Consider the following 20,008-nt stretch of genomic DNA (forward strand, 5'->3'; position numbering starts at 1 on the left):
AACCACCTACCAGCACTATAACAGCACTTAAGAGAATAAGGATGCTTTTATTATTTCTTTCCCAAAAATCCTGTGCGTTTAACAGCCTGTCTTCGTGCTTAACCGCTTCATGTTTTTTTATTGCGCTCATTTTATAATTCAGTATTCTTTTAGAATTGTAATTTTGACTTGTTTAGTCCATTATAAATGGATAGTCTTTTTGTATGTAAATGTCTTTTAATAACTCATCATCATCCGGCCAAGGGCTTTCTTCAGCAAATTTTACTGATTCGTCCACTTCTTTTTTTACTCTTTCATTAATAGCTTCAATCTCCTCTTCAGTAACGTTGAAAGCTTTGATCAATTTACTTTTTGTATATTCAATAGGATCACGCTGTTTGTATTCCTCTACTTCTTCCTTAGTACGGTACTTTGCAGGGTCACTCATGGAGTGGCCTTTATACCTGTAGGTTTTTATTTCAAGTAATGTTGGTCCACCACCTTCCCTGGCTCTCTTTACAGCCCGTCCAACAGCTTCATGCACAGCTTCCGGGCTCATTCCGTCTACCGTATCACCGGGCATATCATATGCATCAGCCAGTTTGTAAATATCCATTACATTGGAAGTTCTTTGCACTGAAGTACCCATTGCATAGTTGTTGTTCTCACAAATAAAAACCACAGGCAGTTTCCATATCATAGCCAGGTTAAAGGTTTCGTGTAATATGCCCTGGCGTGCGGCGCCATCTCCAAAAAAAGTAAGCGATACATTATCCGTTCCTTTATATTGTTCAGCAAACGCCAGCCCGGCTCCCGTACCTATTTGTGCGCCAACAATACCGTGTCCTCCAAAAAACCGCTCTTTCACGCCAAAAAAGTGCATGCTTCCCCCTTTTCCTTTTGAACATCCTGTAGCTTTTCCAAAAAGTTCGGCCATGCACGACTTAGCGCTTACCCCTTTGGCAATAGCCAGTCCATGATCGCGATAGGCTGTAATAAATGTATCTTCCGGCCTGGTGGCTGTCATGCATCCTGCCGCTATAGCTTCCTGCCCAATATACAAATGACAAAAGCCACGGATCTTCTGCATACCATACAACTGCCCCGCCTTTTCCTCAAAGCGGCGTAGTAAAAGCATCAACTCGTACCAGTACAGGTAGGTTTCCTTTGTAAATTTTACAGTTTCTTTTATTGTAGCGCTCACGTTGCAAAATTGAGCAGCAAATATATGCGTTAAATCTCAAATTCTGAATTTCAAATTCTAAGACTTCTCCCATCAAAATTCTGATTTTCAGCTTTATTTTCAGGATTCATTATAGATTTGCCCTTTGTTTAAATTAGATGACATATCATTAATACAGTTCCGGAATTACAGCCATGCCCGTTTTTCCTTTTCCCGGAATGTAACCGGCTTTTGCGGTAAAAACGGCAGTGGAAAAACAAATTTGCTGGATGCTATTTATTATATGTGTTTTACGAAAAGCTATTTTGGTAAAACAGATATGCAAAATGCGCAGCAGGGAAAACAGGGATTCAGGTTAGACGGGCAGGTTACTTTAAAGGATAAATGTCATCAGATAGCCTGCGTATTAAGAGAAAACGGGAAGAAGGAGTTTGGGGTAAACAATGAAAATTATACCAGGTTTGCAGCGCATATAGGCAAATTTCCCTGTGTTATGATTGCCCCCGATGATGTGGCTATTATTACACAGGCAAGCGAGGAACGGAGGAAATTCATAGACTATACCATTTCGCAGTTAGACGCCACTTATTTGCAAACCTTAATAGATTACAATAAACTACTCCAGCAACGCAACAGTTTGCTGAAGCAATTAGCCGATACGGGCAAGATAGATGAAAACCTTATGGAGGTCATTTCTGCCCAGCTTGTTGCGGCAGGCAATTTTATTTATGCCAGGCGTTCGCAATTCCTGGAAGAATTTATACCCGTTGTACTTAATTTGTATTATTCGATTGCCGGGAATGAAGAAAAATTAACGATAACCTATCAAAGTCATTTAAAATCAAACGATTTTAAGAATATATTATTAAAAAATAAAGCTAAAGATATAGCGCTTCAACGCACTACGCAAGGTATACACCGCGATGATCTTGAGCTTGGACTGGAAGACTGCCCGTTTAAGACCACCGCTTCACAGGGACAAAGAAAGTGCCTTTTATTTGCCCTGAAACTGGCCGAATTTGAAGTATTGCTGCAACACAAAGGATTTCCCCCGCTTTTATTGCTGGATGATATATTTGAGAAATTAGATGAAACCAGGATGAAGAACCTGCTTTTTAAAGTATGCATTGAAAACAAAGGACAGGTTTTTATTACAGATACGCATTGCAGCCGTTTAAAAGAAGCTTTGGAACAACTACAGGTGGCCCATGAAATTATTGCTTTGTAAAGCTCTTTTAACAGAATGAACAGGCAAAGCGCGGATAACGCTTACCATCAAAAGTATTGCTTCTTTATCCAAACAGGTCGCTGCTCAAATACCTGTCGCCACGATCGCAAACAATGAAAACGATTACGCCGGAAACAATCTCTTTGCTTAATTTTAAAGCTGCCGCCGCGGCGCCACCGCTGCTCATACCGGCAAATATGCCCTCAACTTTAGCAAGCTGGCGGGTTACGGCTACCGCTTCAGCCTGGGAAATATCCATGATCCTGTCTACCCGTTGCGGCTCAAAAATTTTGGGGAGGTATTCCTTAGGCCACCTCCTGATGCCGGGAATAGAGGAGTCTTCGGTAGGCTGGCAGCCGATTATTTGTATACCCGCATTTTTCTCTTTTAAATAATGCGAACACCCCATTATTGTTCCGGTGGTACCCATAGCGCTTACAAAGTGGGTAATGGCGCCTTTTGTATCGTTCCAAATTTCCGGGGCTGTTGTTTTATAATGTGCAGATACATTATCGGGATTAGCAAACTGGTCAAGCTGGTAATAATCCCCTCTTGCGGCCTTTTCTTCAGCATAGTCCCTGCAGGCTTCTATACTTTCTAAAAGCGTAACTTTTGCACCGTATGCTTCCATGGTTAAAACCCTTTCCCGTGTTGAGTTAGCGGGCATCGCCAGCTCCACCTCCAATTCAAACAGGTTAGCCGCCAGCGCCATGGCTATGCCGGTATTTCCGCTTGTTGCCTCTATGAGTTTGGTGTTTTTTTTGATGTCACCCCTCTCCAGCGCACTTTTGATCATATTAAACGCCGGGCGGTCCTTTACGCTTCCGCCCGGGTTATCGCCTTCCAGCTTGGCAAATATCTTTACATTACTGTTTGTGTTTAGTTTCTGAAGTTCAACAAGGGGGGTATTTCCTATTAAATCTGCTACGGATGCCATTATACGTTGTTTTTAATCTTTCTTTCTTCAATGATGATGTTCGTATTATGATATACAAATGAACCGGCCGGAACGCTATGCGTAAGCCATACGTTACCGCCAATAATACTATTTCGGCCAATAACCGTATCGCCACCCAGAACCGTTGCATTGGAATATATAATAACGTTATCTTCTACGGTTGGATGGCGCTTCATGGAAACCATGCTTTTATCTACACTTAAAGCGCCTAAGGTAACACCCTGGTAGAGTTTCACATAATTTCCAATGACAGCGGTTTCGCCAATCACTATTCCGGTACCGTGATCAACATAAAAATACTCTCCTATTTTTGCACCCGGATGTATGTCAATACCCGTTTTTGAATGCGCGTATTCCGTAAGAATCCTGGGCAGCAGCGGAACATCAAGCAATAGTAACCGGTGTGCTATGCGGTAAAAGCATAACGCGTAAAACCCCGGATAGGCCCTGATTACCTCGAACTCACTTTTTGCTGCCGGATCGCCATCTAAAATGGCCGCTATATCTGTATTTAATATACGGTATAATTCGGGGGTGCCTTTAAAAAACCGGTTCGATATAAATTCATTATTGCAGTCGCAACATGCTTTTGTTGCATTCAGCATGGCGGTGAGTTCTGTTTCTAAGCTCTTAAAGGCTTTATTAATCTCTTCCACCGAATGATAATCGGATACAGATAACTCCGGAAATAATAAACAAATAAGCCTGGAAGCCCATTGTGCAATGGTTTCATTAGGAGGCACATCTTCTAAAACCTGCTGCTTGTTAAAAATATGCTGACTCAGTTTTTCTGTCATTGAGGTGGATAGCTTAAAGTGGTATAATTTCCTGCTTTGGGGCAAAGGTAAGTGCAATTGACAGTATATTAAACAGCGGCATATGTGTACTCCTTATTTTTATGATCAGCCGCTTTGGCATGGACGTGATATAATGATAGCGAATGTAAAAACTTAAGCCAAATTTCAGACAATATCATGCTTCATGCTGTATATATGTTTATATTTGCCGTTTTGGTTTTAATTGATAATAATGACCGTTATTTTAGTATTCTTTTTTACACATTGGTTTTTATCCCTGTTTTTTCATTCTTTCTTCCTGCATCGCTATGCCTCCCACCAGATGTATACCACGTCTAAATTCGGAGAAAAGCTCATTTATTTTCTTACCTGGTTTGCACAGGGTTCCTCTTACCTGGTTCCAAGGGCTTATGGTGTAATGCACAGAATGCACCATACCTTCAGCGATACGGAAAAAGACCCTCATTCGCCTCACTTTTTTAAAGATATATGGCAGATGATGATGCATACCGCGGCTATTTACAGCGCTTTTATTACGGGCAAAAATGTTCCCGACAAGCAATTTACAGAAGAATACCTTCCTGTGTGGAACACGCTTGACCGCTTTGGTACCAGTATGATTACCAGGACGGCATTTGGCGTTGCCTATTTTGCGGTATACTTTTTCTTTGCGCCCAGTTGGTGGTGGTTCCTATTGCTGCCCATTCATTTTCTTATGGGTCCCATACAGGGCGCTATTGTTAACTGGTGCGGACACAAATACGGCTACAGTAATTTCGATAATGGGGATCATTCAAAGAACTCATCTCCCTGGGGAATACTGCTGATGGGCGAATTATTTCAGAACAATCACCACTATGCCAAAGACAGCGCCAATTTTGCTAGAAAATGGTTTGAGTTTGATCTTACTTACTTCATTATGCGCGGGTTGAACAAATTAAAACTAATCAGGTTGAAGCCTGTTGTGGTTCCGGTTAGTAATACCAGCAGAGTGAATAGTGAGATGTGAGCGGAGCGGTCGGCTTGTCGTTAGTGCTTGTGTGTTTAAAAATTGATAATCAGCAAAGCGAAGCAGTTTACGCAACGGATTCTTCTTTGCGGCCGCCGCGCCTTTGCGCGCACTGCGTGAAACAACACCTTCCCATTTAACCTAATAATTCCAAAACTCACGTTAATCAACTACCCTGCCATTATTTCTTTCTTCTTCAGCCATTCTTTTTTACCGGTTCCTTCAAACACATGCCTTTCGCTGTGATAGGAAGAACGCACCAACGGACCGCTTTCAACATAATCGAAGCCCATATCATAACCGGCTGCCGTATATTCTGCAAATTCATCGGGATGTACAAAACGTAAAACAGGCAGGTGCCTTCCGGTGGGCTGAAGGTATTGTCCAAGTGTAATTACATCCACGTTATTGGCCCGCAAATCCCTCATGGTTTGCAAAACCTCTTCTTTGGTTTCGCCCAGTCCGAGCATGATGCCCGATTTGGTTCGCATACCTTTTTCTTTAAGGTACTTGAGTACTTCCATGCTTCTCCAGTATTTGGCCTGTATACGCACCTGTTTTGTCATTCGCTCAACGGTTTCAACATTGTGTGAAACTACTTCCGGTGCCGCATCAATAATACGTTGTATATTTTCCTTTTCACCTTTAAAGTCGGGAATCAGGGTTTCCAGTGTGGTACCGGCGTTTAAGGCTTTTACCGCTTTAATGGTATTGTACCATATTATGCTTCCTCCATCCTTCAGTTCATCCCTGTCTACCGAAGTAATTACGGCGTGCTTTACTTTCATCAGGTGTATGGCTTCGGCCACGCGCTGGGGTTCATCCCAATCCACCGCTTCGGGTTTGCCCGTAGCTACGGCGCAAAAACCACAGCTTCTTGTACAAATATTGCCGAGGATCATAAAGGTAGCCGTACCTGCACCCCAGCATTCACCCATATTAGGGCAATTGCCGCTTTCACATATGGTATGCAACTTATGGGTATCAACTAAACTCCTCACATTTTTATAGCTTTCACCAATAGGCAGCTTCACTCTTAACCAATCGGGTTTTTTAATGCGCTGCGCCGGTTCCGGGGAAGTACCACAAACTCCACTCATAACTTAAATTGTAAAATGTTTTCAGAAATACAAAAGTAACCGACTTACTTCCGTTTGCCAAATAAGAAGGATATGTAGGCGTTAACGAAGAACTTCCGCGAAGGATTATATGCCATTTGCTCTATCTCTTTAAAGTAGTATTCCACATTAATTCCACCTTCTATGGCTGAAATAATGGTATTGAAACGATTATAATCAAAACGCAGTGCGGTTTTGGCGTGTAGGCCAGGTGCGAGCTTCATTTCATTCCACCCTTTAGCTAGCCCTGCTCCTCCAATGATACTGCCGCTGGTAAGAAACAGCAAACTGTCGGGCGAATCATATTTAACATACCGGTTCTCATTTAACTGGTCCTGCACTTCTACATAATACGGACGTAAAAGACCTAAGGAAAGCCCTCCTGCACCGATACCGTATACCGAAACGCCATTTTTATTGCTTTTACCTCCAACAAGTATTTGTTGTCCTGCGGCAAGTTTTAACTGGTAAAAAATATTTCTTTTACCATAAACAAAAGGATTGCCGAAAAATATAAAGTTGCCGGCATTCGTTTGACGATTGTCTTTTTGTTCTTTACGGTGCTTTTTTTCATTAAACTCTACCTGGAATATGGTGGCACGGGTTACAGAATTTGCGCGTCCCAGTTCATAAGATATACCCCAGCCGTCTGTATTTAGTTTTATGCCAAAGGCATTCTGCTTATGAAAAGAGGGTACGCCTTCCTCCTCCTGGCGCATTAACGTAATCATCTTTTCTTTTTTAGCGTTTCGCTTATTATCTTTTCTTTGTTCAGCCGTTTGTTGCTGACTAAAAGCTCCAAGGGTTACGCCAATACATATAATTGCAGCAATGATTTTTTTCACCTGGAATATTTTATTGTTCTTTAAACGTAAATTTAAACAAAAATAGCACAATGACTTCAACCGTTGTTTACGAAGAAAACCTTCGCACAGTTTGTACCCATTTAAAATCAGGTACCGTTATTGAAACAGACGCTCCTCCCGACAACCAGGGTAAAGGCGAACGCTTTTCACCTTCCGATCTTGTAGCTACAGCGCTGGCCAGTTGTATGCTTACCATTATGGGTATTAAAGCAAGAGATATGGAAGTTAATCTTAAAGGTGTAAAAGTGGAGGTTGAAAAAATAATGGACAGTAATCCGAGGAGAATAGGAGGCTTAAATTTAACATTTCATTTCCCTGATCATTTTAAAGCTACGGATAAGGAGCAGGTTATACTGGAAAAAGCAGCCCTTACCTGCCCGGTATTTTACAGCATTCATCCCGATATTAAAATAAATGTGGCTTTTAACTTTAAAAAAGAAGCGGCAACGCAACAGGCGGTTTAAAAAACTATACAGACCGTTTTAAGATTGCGGCTCCTATGGCGCAGTTCAGGCAACTTTTATTGCGGCAATAGGTTTTCATTAATTCGATATAGGCCTGGGAATCGTATGCTGAATGATTGGTTAAGCCCAGCGTGGTCCATTGGCGGGTAATGTTGTTTTGCTCTGCGGTGGTTTCTTCAAGCCATTGCAGGGCTTTATTTTTATAAGATTGTTCCTGCTTTACATAACCATAAGCAAATACAACTGGAACAATGGTATTAATAATAATATTTTCTATCATTTGCCGTCCCAGTACTTTTTCTTTAAAAGATGAGGTTTCATCAAAACGATAGTGATAATGCCAGTAATCATTGGCTGTTACGGTTAATAATGTTTTTAACTGTGCAAGCACTGAAGCCGATTTGACTTTAGAAAAAAGACGGGATGATCGCTGAATAAGCTTTGCCAGTTGAGCCAGCCGGATGCAGGGAAAATTGCCCGGCCGCATCCGCAAAAAATGAACAGGCTGATGTACAGGAAGGAAATTGTATTTCTTCCGGTAAAACCGGTATTCCTTTTGCAGTATCCGGGGATACTCTTCTTCAAAACCGGCATCCAATAAACCTGCCTGCCCCAATAAAAAAGATTCTAACTGATGTATCTGATTTTTATGCTTTGTCAAAATACCAACAGGCAGCGACCGGGCGATGGATTCAAAAGCATCACTGTTAACGGTTGTGCCAAAATTTCTTGCCAGCATCCACCAAAACACTTCTTCCCAGTGCCCGTTGGTTTCTTTTAAATACTGTTCAACTGTTTGCGTTTTGCGCTGCAACCGCTCTGCCACCAACCTGGCTTTCCAACTGCTCCAGATTAATTCAGGTACCATGCTTATACTGCCGCTGCAGGGAATGATGCTTTGGGCATACATCAATTCTTCATATCGCTGTAATAAGATTTTAGAAACCCTGTTCTGCAAAACCAACGCGGGTGTATCATTACCCCATTCATCCTGTACGGTAAAGTCATTTTCCCATACCACGTGCAGGATAATATTTTTGTAATTTTTATCCTCATCGTGGCGATGCAGTTTCCAGTCGGAAGCTTTTACATGTAATTCAATATTACCCGCCCAGGCAGTTGTATTGATCCTGATACCCGCCTCCTGGAAATCAGGTCCCTGGTTGGTATTAAGATGTCCGGGATGAATGATCTGTAATGATTCATTGGCAGTTGTATGCAGGTCAGTTTTATTATAATACTGCATCTGCCAGATAAATTGAAGCAGGCGCTCTGTCATAGGTTATGTAGTGATGGTGTGTAATGGTAAGATACAAAGAAATATAAAGAACCAAAAAACAAATCACAAATAAATCTCAAATCAAATCCGAAGCCATAAATTCGAAATCTGATGGTTTGAAACCTGATCTCTGCCCCCTGTAACCTGAAACCTGCAACCTGCAACCTGTAACTCATCTCAAATCTTCCAATTCCCTTATCACCCTGCTTACCGGCAAACCCATTACATTATAAAAATCGCCGTTAATGCGCTCAATACCTACCACGCCAATCCATTCCTGTATGGCATAAGCACCGGCTTTATCATAAGGCTTATAGCGGTCTGTATAAAACACAATTTGCTCGTGGGTTAATTCGTGAAACCACACTTCCGTAATGTCTGCAAATGTTTTTTCTTCTTTACCGTTTATGATTGCCACGCCGGTAATTACCTGGTGCTTTTTGCCCGACAGCAAATGAAGGATGCGAATAGCATCATCGCGGTCTTCCGGTTTACCAATGATTGTTCCCCCGCACACCACTATCGTATCTGCCGCCAGAACAGGAACATTGGCATCATACCGCTTATATACCGCGCAGGCCTGTACAGCCAGTGCTTTGTGCCTGGCTATATGTATGGCGGTTTGTGTTGTTGTTAAACCATCCGGAAAGTTTTCATCCGTTGCCTCAACAATAATATCAAAATCCACTTCAGCCCATTCGAGTAATTGTTTTCTTCTTGGCGAGGCGGAAGCAAGCACTATTTTTTTCATGACTGGTATAATTTAAATAAAATCATAGAGAGTATACCGGCGAGCATAACAAATTTTACGGCCCCACTCAGGTAATGATAATCGGCAGCAACAGATGCCATGTATAATTTTCTTGTGATCCACAATAATGGTGCAATGATCAGCAGCGTGCAATACAGGATACTCCACCACCAGCCTAAGTACATAGCATAAAACTGTATGGCAAGCAATGAGCCCGTGAGTACCATCAGCCACGCTCCTGTAAACACTTTCGCCACAGGCACGCCCCAGGCAATGGGCATGGTTTTACATCCATACCTGGCATCGCCCTCCATATCTTCCATATCTTTTATTACTTCGCGTATAAGCGATATAACAAAAGCAAATCCTCCGTATAAAAATGCCAGCCGCATAACGCTCCTGTGCGCCCGTTCATCCATAGCAGCAGGCATTTCCCACCCGGGAATAATAGTAGCGGGAAAATAATCAACAAAAAAGAAAACAACCAGCACCACCCACGCCGTAAGTAAAGAAATGATAACATTACCGGAGAGCAGCTTTTTTTTGAAAGTAGTGGAGTACACCCATAATAATAATACGCATAGCACATTGGAAAAACCGATAAGCCAGTTACGGGTTATGAAAGAAATATAAAAACCCATTACTACTCCTGCAGTAGAAAATATCCAATGCCAGATAATGGCCCACCGCCGGTGAATATGTTTTTCTACTACTATGCGGCCGGGTTTATTAACCTGGTCTATACTCAGGTCAAAATAATCGTTTATCACATACCCTCCCGCGGCAATGCTCACAGAGGATGCAACAAGCAAAAGCAGCAGGCTGAATTCATCGGCAAAAAAAACATGGGGATGTGCGGCAGGATAAAGAATACAAAAATAAAAGAGCAACTGCGTAACAGCAATGAATATAAGATTAGGATACCTGATAAGTCTTAAAAACGCGCCAGCCAGTTTCATGGCGTGAAGGTAAACGCGGCATCATGAAATATAAAATATAAAATCTGAAATTTGAAATCTGAAATCTGAGATTCAATCCGCTTTAAACCGATCATAATAGCGGGTAATGCTACCGGATATTTCGGCATATAAGGCTGAAAGGGCCGGGTAGGCTTGTAAAAGGAATAAATGCCTGGCTATGGTATCCGGGTCGTTCCGTACTGCGGGCCCGGTTTGCATTTGCCCGGCCGGATACTCCTCCAGCCTGTTAACCGTTTCATGCAGCAGTGGCATCAACAGCGAAAAGTCTATGTTTTCTTTTGCACAAAAATCCTGGGTAAGCGTATACAGGTAATTAGGGAAATTGTTAACTATAACCGCTCCTGCATGCAGTTTCATTCTTGTAGCATCATCTGCATGCACCACTTTTCCGGAGAGTGAAGACGCAAAAGACCGGATGCTTTGCAAAGTACCCGGCGAATCCGCATCTATTAAAAAGGGTATTTCCGGAATTACCCGGCTGTTGCTCCGCAGGCTTTGCAATGGATATAATACACCGTAGCTCCCCGCCACTTTTTTTAACACCAGTTTGCTAACAGCACCGGCCGTATGTACGGTTATGCCTTCCCCTCTTGCCGGCAGCCAGTTATGTATATCTGCCAGGGCGGAATCGGAAACAGCTATTATATATATATCAGCGTTACCGGTAATATCAGAAAATTTACCAAATGCCGGTGCATGCAGCAATATACTTAAGGTTTCGGCATGAGCCGCGTTTCGCCCCACTACCTGGATGATCTGATGTCCGGACTGCATTATTTTTCGTCCTAATACGTTAGCCGCGTTCCCGGTTCCTATCATTACAATCTTCATTATTGCAAATTAGCGCTAAACTCCTTTAAATTTGTTGTTTGTTAAGGATATTCGCAGGCCATGAAGCTTTCCCACAAAATTGCATTTGTATACCTGAAAACCCGTTTACAGCTTACCGCGCTCGTTTCGCCGCAAAAAGCAGCTCAAAAAGCCTTCACCTTGTTTTGTACACCACGGCGGAACCATCAGCAACCTCTGCTGTCGGCTATTATTAAGAACGCGGAGCTGATCTCATTCCGTATGAACAACCTGGCCATTCGCGGATACAGGTGGAATCATCCTTCACCCAAAAAAATACTGATAGCGCATGGGTTTGAATCGGCGGCGAGGAATTTTGAGGGTTTTATCCATCCTTTAATAAATAAGGGATATGAAGTTATCGCCTTTGATGCTCCTGCCCACGGCAGAAGCGATGGAACGGAGATTACCCTGCCCGTATATGTGCAAACGCTGCAGCGTGTAGTAAGTGAATACGGGCCTTTTAGTGCCTATATGGCACATTCATTTGGCGGGCTGGCTATTACACACCTGCTTGAGGTTGTTCCGCATACGGAACAAACCAGGGTTGTTTTGATTGCCCCGGCTACAGAAGCCACTACTGCTATAAACGGATTCTTTCATTTATTACACCTGAACGGGAAGGTAAAAGCGGTATTTGACCGGTTGGCAAGGGAGAAAAGCGGTATACCCCCTGAACATCTTTCTATACGGAGAGCCGTGCAAAACATAAAAGCTAATTTTCTGTGGCTGGACGATGACCAGGATGATATAACGCCTTACCATGATGTGGAAAAAGTTAAAAATGATCATCATTCCAACATTGAATTTATCATTTCCAGCGGGTTGGGCCATCGCAAAATATACCGCGATAAGCATACCCTGAATCACATCCTTCACTTTTTATAAATGATGGTTTTTTTTGTTTTTTAATGGTTTACTTTAATATTGCATCAGTTTAAGAAAGAAAAACCTGTTGGTAAAGAACAGTAGCAGCATGTACAATTTTCTTTTAATCATCGAGTTTAAGCAATACCATGGCAAAAAATTTATTGATAGTAGAGTCACCGGCAAAGGCAAAAACCATAGAAAAGATCCTCGGCGAAGATTTTGAGGTTAAAAGTTGTTATGGACATATACGCGACCTGGAAAAGAATGATATGGGAATTGATATTAATAATCAATTTGAGCCCCGTTATATTGTTCCGGAGGAAAAAGAAAAAGTAGTGAAAGAGTTAAAAAGCCTGGCAAAGAAAAGTGGCGAAGTATGGCTGGCAACGGATGAGGACCGCGAAGGGGAAGCCATAAGCTGGCATTTATGTGAAGTGCTGGGACTGGATCCTGCAAAAACAAAGCGCATTGTTTTTCACGAAATAACCAAACCTGCTATCCAGACAGCCGTTAAATCGCCGCGCATATTAGATATGAACCTGGTACACGCCCAGCAGGCGCGCCGCATATTAGACAGGATTGTAGGATTTGAACTGTCGCCGGTACTCTGGCGCAAAATGAGTATGCGAAATAACCTGAGTGCGGGGCGGGTACAAAGTGTGGCAGTGCGTTTAATAGCTGAGCGGGAAAGAGAGATCAACGCGTTTAAAAGCGTAAGTACATTCAGGGTAGAAGCTTTATTTGCCGCAAAAGATATTAGCCACAAACCTGTAACTTTTAAAGCCGAAGGAAACCGCTATTCCGTGGCAGATGATGCGGTAAATTTTTTGCAAACCTGCGTTGGAGCTACCTATACGGTAAGGGATATACAGGTAAAGCCCGGAAAAAAGTCTCCTGCAGCTCCGTTTACCACTTCAACACTCCAGCAGGAAGCTTCCCGGAAATTGGGTTACTCGGTAAGCCGAACCATGCTGCTGGCACAGAAATTATATGAAAACGGGCACATTAGCTATATGCGTACCGACAGTGTAAGCCTCAGTGAAACTGCGGTAAATGATATCTCGGCTAAAATTAAATCGCAGTTTGGCAACCCCTACTTACAGGTGCGTAAATTCAAAAACAAAAATGAATCGGCGCAGGAAGCGCACGAAGCTATTCGTCCTACCGCCATGGAAACGCTTAGCGTTGATGATACAGATTGCCGTAAACTGTATGAGCTGATATGGAAACGAACCATGGCAAGTCAGATGGCGGATGCGGAACTGGAAAAAACCATCGCAAAGATCAATATCTCCACCAATAAAGAAGACCTTACGGCACAGGGTGAAGTGCTGAAATTTGAAGGGTTTTTAAAAGTATACCGCGAAGACAGGGATGAAGAAGATATCAATGAAGAAGAAACTGCGGAAGGTATGCTGCCGCCACTTGAGATCAGTCAACAATTGGAATTTAAGGAAATGAAGGCTGTTGAGCGGTTTTCCAGGCCGGCGCCCCGCTTTACCGAAGCTTCATTGGTAAAAAAATTAGAAGAGCTGGGTATTGGCCGCCCTTCTACCTATGCTCCCACCATCTCTACCATTTTAAAGCGCGGATATGTGGAGAAAAGAGATAAGGAAGGTACTAAAAGAGATTACCGGATCATGCTGCTGAAAGCGGATAAAATAACCAAACTTACGGAGCAGGAAACTACGGGAGCAGAAAAGTCTAAACTTTTTCCCACCGACCTCGGGCTTGTTGTTACCGATTTTTTGAAACAGTATTTTGACGATATTATGGACTATGGCTTCACGGCCAGAATTGAAGGAGAATTTGATGAAGTGGCACGGGGAAAATTGAAGTGGAACAAAATGCTGGGAGACTTTTACGCCCCTTTTAAAAAGGATGTAGACAATACCATTGAAACAGCCGAGCGTATTAAGGGCGAAAGAGAGCTGGGGGTAGACGCCGTAAGCGGAAAGCCCGTAATTGCCCGCATGGGACGATATGGCCCCATGGTGCAGATTGGCAGCACAGAAGATGAAGAAAAACCGCGGTTTGCTAAATTAAAAGCTACCCAAAGCATCGAAACTATATTGCTGGAAGAAGCCATGGATCTTTTCAGGTTGCCGCGCAATATTGGTCAATTTGAAGATACGGATGTAACGGTTAGTATTGGAAAATTTGGGCCGTATATAGCGCACGATAAAAAATTCTATTCACTCAGCAAAGAATTTGATCCTTACAGTATAACGCTTGAAGAAGCCAGCCCTATTATTGTTGAAAAAAGGAAAGCGAAGGAAGAAAGAACAATTAAAGTTTTTGAAAAGGAGAAAATACAGGTTTTACGCGGGCCTTACGGACCCTACCTTAAACAGGGGTTACGTAATTATAAACTCAGCAAAGATCAGCAGGAAAAAGCAGCGGATATTACTATAGAGGAAGCACTTAAAACGATAGAAGAGCTTAAGGCTAATCCACCCAAAAAAACAGCCAGGAAGAAAAAGGCGTAATATTACTGTTACGATTTTTATACCACGAAGGCACGAATATCTAATATATATATTGATACATTCATTCGTGTATTTGTGGCGTATTAAACCCCTGCGGGCTTTTGTTGTAGAACATGCACGAATGATTAATTGGGCTTTCGGTAAAACTATACGAATTGGTGCATTCGTGGCATAGAACATGATATGGTTTCTACCGTTCCCAAAAGCAGATAGCCATTAGAAATATTGTAATACTTCTGTAAAAGCTGTTGCCCGCAGAAGCCAGGTGCTTCTCTTTTTTATCCCCTGTTGTTTTAATCCGTTTATCCTTTTTTTACGAACATTCAGGTTAATGTAATTACTTTTGATACATGCTTAAAACACTCCAGATATTAGCTGCCAGTTTCCGGTTAGCCTGGCAGGAATTAAGAAACAATAAACTGCGGACTTTCCTTTCATTATTTGGAGTAACCATTGGCATTTTTTGTATTATTGGCGTTTTAACTACGGTTGACAGCCTGGAAAGAAATATTAAGGAGGGCATCAACAGCTTAGGTTCCAATACTATTTATATTGATAAGTGGGATTATTCCGGAGGCGGCGATGGCGAGTATCCCTGGTGGAAATATGTAAAACGGCCTTCTCCCAAATACGATGAAATGCGTTTCATTCGCGCTAAAACCGATGCTATAGATAATATGGCTTTTACACTCCAGGTACAGGGACAAAATGTGATACATGAAAAAGATATGATTCAAAATGTTGCTTTGTATGGCGTAACAGAAGAATTTAATGCCATTCAACCCTTCGAAATTCAATACGGGCGTTATCTGACCTTGTCAGATATGGAAAGAGGGTCGGCAAACGGTGTGATGGGTTATGAAAATGCGGCTAAGCTTTTTGGCACTGCTGAAAGAGCGCTGGGTAAAACAATAACTATAAAAAATAAAAGAATAAATGTTGTAGGGGTAATTAAAAAGCAGGGCAAAAGCCTGTTGGTAAGTGGCTGGAACTTTGATGACTGCGTAATTTTATCTTACCGCTTTTTCAGAACCGTTTTTGAGGAACGCTATTCGAACCCTACCATTATGGCGCAGGGCAAGCCCAATGTAACTACAGAAGCATTCAAAGATGAACTCCGGGGAACCTTAAGAGCCGTTCACCGCTTAAGTCCGGGCACAGAAGATGATTTTTCCTTAAACGCGGTAAGTGATTTTAGCGATGCAATTACCGGCTTATTTGCCAACGTTAAGCTGGGTGGCTGGCTTATTGGGCTGCTAAGCCTGGTGGTAGGCGCTTTTGGTATTGCCAATATTATGTTTGTAACGGTTAGAGAAAGAACACCTATAATAGGTTTAAAGAAAGCTATTGGTGCCAAAAGCAGGACGATCCTGTCCGAGTTTTTATTAGAGTCGGCCTTTATCTGTTTTGTAGGAGGCGCCATAGGGCTGATACTGGTGTTTTTAATGGCCCAGCTTTTAAGCGGCCCGCTTAATTTTAATGTTTATATTTCCTATAATATACTGGTGCTTGCTGTAAGTATTTGTATCGCTATTGGTCTTTTAGCCGGAATAATACCAGCCACCATTGCTGCCCGCATGGATCCGGTTGTAGCCATACGGTCTAAATAGATATTTTTTACAAATTTATGTTCAGCATACCATGCTACAGGAGTAGTATGCACTTTTCATATACTACAGGCGCTTTTTTTTCGTTATCAGAACAGGACCGTTTTAAAACAACCTTAAAATTATCCTATGATAAAATTTTTATACGTAGTGTCCCTTGGCATTACCTCTTTTCTATTATTTATTTTTTCGAAAGAAAAAGATGATTTTGTTTGTGATAACCAGGTCTCCGGCACAATAGCCCTTATTACGGATTCAACGGGAAGTTACCTGGGTTTAATTACGGAAGAGGATAAAGTATTGCATCCCTCCTCTATGAGTGAAGATATTATATTGGCTGCCGGACAAAAAGTTACTATTTGTTATAATGTAGATTCCTCCAAATATGTTCCGGAAAATGTATCCGTACCGGTTAATATAAAATCAGTGAGTTACCTCTCTCCATAAATAAGGGTTTTTGTTCAGGCGTTATAAATAGTTGCATAATCTGTTATTTTTGCACATGCAAAAAATTAACGGCGGTATTGCTATCCTGGCTATTGAATCATCCTGCGATGAAACTTCAGCAAGTATTTGTGTTGATGGCAGGATACTTTCCAATCTTATCGCTACGCAAAAAATACATGAACAGTATGGCGGTGTTGTACCCGAACTGGCTTCAAGGGCGCATATGCAAAATATAGTGCCGGTAGTAGATGGGGCAATACAAAAAGCAGGGTATGCATTGCACGCCATAGATGCTATTGCATTTACCCGGTCACCCGGGCTGATTGGTTCCCTGCTGGTAGGATCGCAGTTTGCCAAATCACTGGCGCTGGCATTAAACAAACCGCTGATAGCCGTACAGCACATGCAGGCGCACGTGCTTTCCAACTTAATTGATGATCCCAAACCTTCCTTTCCCTTTTTATGTTTAACGGTAAGCGGCGGACATACGCAGATCGTTCTGTGCAAATCGCCCCTGCAAATGGAAGTAATTGGTGAAACCATAGACGATGCGGCCGGGGAAGCTTTTGATAAATCGGCCAAATTGTTAGGACTCCCCTACCCCGGCGGTCCACTGATTGATAAATATGCAAAAGACGGGGATCCTGAAAGATTTTCGTTCCCGGAGCCGCAGATACCCGGACTCAATTTCAGCTTCAGCGGGGTTAAAACAGCCATTCTGTATTTTTTACAAAATGCCGGAAAGAGCTATGTTTTTAAAGAAACATTTTTAGCTACTGAGGCCGAAAGGAAATCATTTGTTGACAATAATCTTGCAGATATCTGCGCTTCCATACAAGCCCGTATCATTTCTATTTTATTGAATAAGCTTAAAAGAGCTGCTGTTACAACGGGCGTTAAAAATATTTGCCTGGCCGGCGGCGTATCGGCCAATAGCGGCCTGCGCAAGGCTTTTAAGGAGGTGGGTGAAAAACAGCGATGGGCTACATTTATTCCCGCGTTTGAATACTGTACTGATAATGCCGCTATGATTGCTATCACGGGGTATTATAAATACCTGGCAAAAGATTTTGCAGATTTATCCGTAACCGCTAATGCAAGGGCGGAATGGTGAAGGAGTACCTGGTAAATCCTTCACCATTGTAATAATAAAGCCGGCGATTTTATACACCGGCTTTATTAAAAAAATACGCTTTTATTGCTTTATTATCTTATGTACCGCTTCAGCATTATGCTGTAACACTTTTACAATGTACATTCCTTTTTGCAGGTCTGAAATATTGAGTTGCTGGCTGCCATTTACATGTTGCCACTGGCGTAACACTTGCCCGGTAATGCTGTATAGGGTTACCCTTTCAGCTTTATCAATGCCGCTAAGCATAATAAAGTTATTAGCGGGGTTGGGCCTGATAGTCAAATTACCGGCATTCATCACCTTTACACCTATAATATTACTATAGGCATATCTTCCGTCTATGTCAACCTGCTTGATGCGGTAGTAATTAGTGCCGTAAGCAGCGGAATAATCTGTTGTGCTGTATGTATGTTTGCCAGGATTATTTTGTGCCGACAGCGTGCTTATTTGTTCAAAAATGCTGCCATCAATGCTTCGTTCTATCTCAAAATGAGAAGTGTTTTGTTCATTTTCAGTTTCCCATTGCAGACATACGTTTTCTGAACAACTGGAGGCTGTAAAGTTGAGCCAGGTAAGCGGCAATATCGAAACAATAATAGGACTGCTGTTGAGCATAAGCTGTGTGGCGTCACTGTTGGCAACTTCCACTCTATATGTTCCCTGTTCTGTTACAGTAAGCGTAGGATCTCCGGTTTTTTCATTAAAAAGGACATCACTCTTATACCAGGTATACTTATTCTTTGATTGTGTGCCGCCTGCAGTTACCGAAAGTGTAAGGTTATCATTGACGATGGAGAGTATTTTTTGATTGGCATAATTTAATGATCCGATCTCTGAATTGCCATCCAGGCATTCCATACCATCAAATGTAAATTGGTTATTATTAATTAAAAGTGATTCGAAGCTGTGTGAACAAAAATTTGAAGGAATACTGCCGCTAAGCTGGTTATGATTTAAAGCAAGATCACTTAATCCCGGTATATTACCCAAACCAGCAGGGATATCACCTGTTAATTGGTTATGATGTAATGCAAGTGAACCCAGATTACCTAAATTATTAAATGTTGCGGGGATGGAACCTGCTAAAAGATTGTTGGATAAATCCAGCAGGGCCAGATTTATCAAACTACCTAAGTTAGAAGGAATAGTGCCCGTAAGCTCATTTTCATTTAGTTTAATGGTTTCAAGGTTTGTAATCTCACCAAAAGATGCAGGAATATTTCCGGTAAGATTATTCCCAGACAGGTTAATATAGAATAATTCTGGTGTATTAGAAACGGTAAGTGCGGGTAACGCTCCACTTAATGAATTAAAAGATAAGTCAAGATAGAAAAGAAACGAATTACCTGAAAAGTCTGGCACTCCCCCCAACAAATTATTATTTTGAAGTTCACAAAAAGAGAGGTTTGTAAGATTGCCAAATGAAGGAAGTGTATTTGTAAAATTGTTCGATGACAGGTTAAGGCTTTCAATGGCAGTAAGGTTATTCAAACCCGCGGGTAATTGCCCGGTTAATGCATTCCCCGATAAATCAAGAACTGTAACTGCATTTAAATCACCAATAGTGGAGGGAATTGTGCCATTTAAATTATTATTGCTTAAAGAAATGGAAATCACCCGGTTTCCGGAAATTACAATTCCTTCCCATTCAGTTACTGGTTGACCAATAACCAGCCAGTTTGAATGATTTGTCCAGCTTGAACCCCCTGTAGCATTGTATAAATCTACAAGGGCAGCACTATCCTGCTGATTTACCTGCGCTATTGAGCGTGTATTTAGGAGAAATAAAAAAAATATCCCGTGTAAAATTAGTTTCATGATATTATAAATTACTTTGCCAGGAAAATAAATCATTAGCTTCTCCCCTATTAAAAAATTCTGATTTAATACTAACTGAAAATATATATCGCGTTGCAGAGCAAACTTATATATACCAATTCAGATAGGGTGCATTCCAAATTGTCGCATTGCTTTGCTTCATGTGGACGGTGAAGACACC

General features: G+C 41.8%; 18 protein-coding genes. 8 read left to right on the plus strand and 10 right to left on the minus strand.

The window, feature by feature from the left end:
• Window positions 1–172 precede the first annotated feature (172 nt).
• Complete coding sequence (gene pdhA, locus VL121_RS14290; RefSeq protein ID WP_414635424.1) at window positions 173–1,117, minus strand: pyruvate dehydrogenase (acetyl-transferring) E1 component subunit alpha; 945 nt, start codon at window positions 1,115–1,117, stop codon at window positions 173–175.
• Window positions 1,118–1,307: 190 nt separating this feature from the next.
• Here pdhA and recF point away from each other — a divergent pair, with 190 nt between their 5' ends.
• Complete coding sequence (gene recF, locus VL121_RS14295; RefSeq protein WP_325406461.1) at window positions 1,308–2,390, plus strand: DNA replication/repair protein RecF; 1,083 nt, start codon at window positions 1,308–1,310, stop codon at window positions 2,388–2,390.
• A 64-nt stretch (window positions 2,391–2,454) separates the two neighbouring features.
• On the opposite strand, the gene cysM is transcribed toward recF, so the two are convergent.
• Both cysM and epsC read right to left on the minus strand, forming a co-directional pair.
• A complete protein-coding gene (gene cysM / locus VL121_RS14300) occupies window positions 2,455–3,327 on the minus strand; it encodes a cysteine synthase CysM (RefSeq protein ID WP_325406463.1) in 873 nt (290 codons plus the stop codon).
• Entirely contained in the window at window positions 3,327–4,145 is an 819-nt protein-coding gene (gene epsC, locus VL121_RS14305; protein ID WP_325406465.1) for a serine O-acetyltransferase EpsC, read from the minus strand. The genes cysM and epsC overlap by 1 nt, the downstream gene beginning before the upstream one ends.
• Window positions 4,146–4,377: 232 nt before the next feature.
• Between epsC and VL121_RS14310 the strand changes: the two genes are divergently transcribed.
• On the plus strand, window positions 4,378–5,154 hold the full coding sequence (locus VL121_RS14310; protein ID WP_325406467.1) for a fatty acid desaturase: 777 nt from the start codon (window positions 4,378–4,380) through the stop codon (window positions 5,152–5,154).
• Window positions 5,155–5,324: 170 nt separating this feature from the next.
• Here the strand turns inward: VL121_RS14310 and lipA are convergent, their stop codons facing one another.
• Window positions 5,325–6,254 (minus strand): lipoyl synthase, encoded by a 930-nt coding sequence (gene lipA / locus VL121_RS14315; RefSeq protein WP_325406469.1) that lies wholly within the window; start codon window positions 6,252–6,254, stop codon window positions 5,325–5,327.
• Window positions 6,255–6,298: 44 nt separating this feature from the next.
• Window positions 6,299–7,117 carry a hypothetical protein gene (locus VL121_RS14320; protein ID WP_325406471.1) on the minus strand — a complete coding sequence of 273 codons (819 nt, stop codon included), beginning with the start codon at window positions 7,115–7,117 and terminating at the stop codon, window positions 6,299–6,301.
• A 50-nt stretch (window positions 7,118–7,167) separates the two neighbouring features.
• Here VL121_RS14320 and VL121_RS14325 point away from each other — a divergent pair, with 50 nt between their 5' ends.
• Window positions 7,168–7,602, plus strand: coding sequence for an OsmC family protein (locus VL121_RS14325; RefSeq protein WP_325406473.1), 435 nt, complete (start codon window positions 7,168–7,170; stop codon window positions 7,600–7,602).
• 4 nt (window positions 7,603–7,606) lie between these two features.
• On the opposite strand, the gene VL121_RS14330 is transcribed toward VL121_RS14325, so the two are convergent.
• The 4 genes from VL121_RS14330 to VL121_RS14345 all read right to left on the minus strand — a co-directional run bounded on the left by VL121_RS14330 (window position 7,607) and on the right by VL121_RS14345 (window position 11,443).
• Entirely contained in the window at window positions 7,607–8,881 is a 1,275-nt protein-coding gene (locus VL121_RS14330) for a DUF2851 family protein (RefSeq protein WP_325406475.1), read from the minus strand.
• A gap of 172 nt (window positions 8,882–9,053) precedes the next feature.
• Entirely contained in the window at window positions 9,054–9,632 is a 579-nt protein-coding gene (locus tag VL121_RS14335; RefSeq protein WP_325406477.1) for a Maf family protein, read from the minus strand.
• The gene (locus VL121_RS14340; protein ID WP_325406479.1) at window positions 9,629–10,591 is read right to left on the minus strand and encodes a geranylgeranylglycerol-phosphate geranylgeranyltransferase; all 963 of its coding nucleotides are present in this window, start codon (window positions 10,589–10,591) and stop codon (window positions 9,629–9,631) included. Before VL121_RS14340 ends, VL121_RS14335 begins: the two co-directional genes overlap by 4 nt.
• Before the next feature lie 72 nt (window positions 10,592–10,663).
• Window positions 10,664–11,443 (minus strand): Rossmann-like and DUF2520 domain-containing protein, encoded by a 780-nt coding sequence (locus tag VL121_RS14345; protein ID WP_325406481.1) that lies wholly within the window; start codon window positions 11,441–11,443, stop codon window positions 10,664–10,666.
• 60 nt (window positions 11,444–11,503) lie between these two features.
• On the opposite strand from VL121_RS14345, the gene VL121_RS14350 reads away from it, so the two are divergent.
• From VL121_RS14350 to tsaD, 5 genes are all read left to right on the plus strand, one after another.
• On the plus strand, window positions 11,504–12,349 hold the full coding sequence (locus VL121_RS14350) for an alpha/beta hydrolase (RefSeq protein ID WP_325406483.1): 846 nt from the start codon (window positions 11,504–11,506) through the stop codon (window positions 12,347–12,349).
• A gap of 128 nt (window positions 12,350–12,477) precedes the next feature.
• Window positions 12,478–14,820, plus strand: a complete 2,343-nt coding sequence (topA, locus tag VL121_RS14355) for a type I DNA topoisomerase (protein WP_325406485.1) — start codon at window positions 12,478–12,480, stop codon at window positions 14,818–14,820.
• Between the two features lie 350 nt (window positions 14,821–15,170).
• Window positions 15,171–16,430, plus strand: a complete 1,260-nt coding sequence (locus VL121_RS14360) for an ABC transporter permease (protein WP_325406487.1) — start codon at window positions 15,171–15,173, stop codon at window positions 16,428–16,430.
• 126 nt (window positions 16,431–16,556) lie between these two features.
• On the plus strand, window positions 16,557–16,874 hold the full coding sequence (locus VL121_RS14365) for a hypothetical protein (RefSeq protein ID WP_325406489.1): 318 nt from the start codon (window positions 16,557–16,559) through the stop codon (window positions 16,872–16,874).
• Window positions 16,875–16,929: 55 nt separating this feature from the next.
• Window positions 16,930–17,988 (plus strand): tRNA (adenosine(37)-N6)-threonylcarbamoyltransferase complex transferase subunit TsaD, encoded by a 1,059-nt coding sequence (tsaD, locus tag VL121_RS14370; RefSeq protein ID WP_325406491.1) that lies wholly within the window; start codon window positions 16,930–16,932, stop codon window positions 17,986–17,988.
• An 81-nt stretch (window positions 17,989–18,069) separates the two neighbouring features.
• Here the strand turns inward: tsaD and VL121_RS14375 are convergent, their stop codons facing one another.
• Window positions 18,070–19,827, minus strand: coding sequence for a T9SS type A sorting domain-containing protein (locus tag VL121_RS14375; RefSeq protein WP_325406493.1), 1,758 nt, complete (start codon window positions 19,825–19,827; stop codon window positions 18,070–18,072).
• Window positions 19,828–20,008: the final 181 nt, after the last annotated feature.

This window comes from Agriterribacter sp. (assembly GCF_035497235.1).
Classification (GTDB): Bacteria; Bacteroidota; Bacteroidia; order Chitinophagales; family Chitinophagaceae; genus Agriterribacter.